The organism is Holdemania filiformis DSM 12042 (assembly GCF_000157995.1).
Classification (GTDB): domain Bacteria; phylum Bacillota_I; class Bacilli_A; order Erysipelotrichales; family Erysipelotrichaceae; genus Holdemania; species Holdemania filiformis.
Window position 1 is genome coordinate 632,332 of sequence record NZ_GG657556.1, and the last position, 875, is coordinate 633,206.

Genomic DNA, 875 nt, shown 5'->3' on the forward strand with positions numbered 1-875 from the left:
CAATATGAACCGCGGCAGCCGCAGCCGTCGGATCGGATCCTGATGTTCCGAGAGGAACAGGTTGCGATGATCCGGCGTCCGGAAGGATTGGACTATCCCCGTTTCGCGGAGCTGTCCCTGACGCAGGCGGAAGCCTCAGCTCTGATTTTTCTATTCAGAATCAATGAGGAGGCTTATTTTCTGAACGAGACTTCGGTCGATCTGTCTTTTTTATGTTGGTTTCCGATCGCACAGTTCCGCGAGCTGAAGCCGAATTATTTGGCAATGGCCGGAATTACTGCGGTTCAGCTGAAGCGCTGGCGTCAAACCCGGCGCTTTTGCGGCGTCTGCGGTCAGGCTTTGTGCGACAGTCCGCGGGAACGGGCCCGCGTTTGTCCGCAGTGCGGCCGGATCGAATATCCGCAGATTTCGCCCTGCGTCATTACCGCAGTGATCGATCGCAGCCAGAACAAACTGCTTGTCGTTCAGGGACATTCGACGGGCCGGCGTATGGCGCTGGTGGCCGGCTATGTTGAAATCGGGGAAACGCTGGAACAGGCCGTCGCGCGGGAAGTCGCGGAGGAAGTCGGTCTGAAGGTCAAAAAACTGCGTTATTATGGTTCGCAGCCGTGGGCGTTTTCTTCGACACAGATGATGGCGTTTGTTGCTGATCTGGACGGCAGCCCAAAGCTTACGCTGCAGGCGGAGGAAATTGCTGCGGCCCGATGGATGAGTCCGGAAGAACTTCCGGAGAATGCAGATCCGTTAAGTATCGGGCATCAGATGATCGAACGTTTCCGTCAGGGACGCTTGTAAAATCTCCAGGAGGATCCTGTGCTTTAGTGATCCTGAAAATTGGAAAAAGATCGGAGGCGCGGAATAAAATGGGGTTAGTT

The 875-nt window shown here is 55.2% G+C and carries 1 protein-coding gene; it reads left to right on the forward strand.

Features of this window, described 5'->3' with window-relative positions; translation table 11 throughout:
* Window positions 1–795 (forward strand): NAD(+) diphosphatase (gene nudC, locus HOLDEFILI_RS08825; protein ID WP_006059262.1); only part of this gene is annotated, 795 nt, incomplete at its 5' end.
* Window positions 796–875 lie beyond the last annotated feature (80 nt).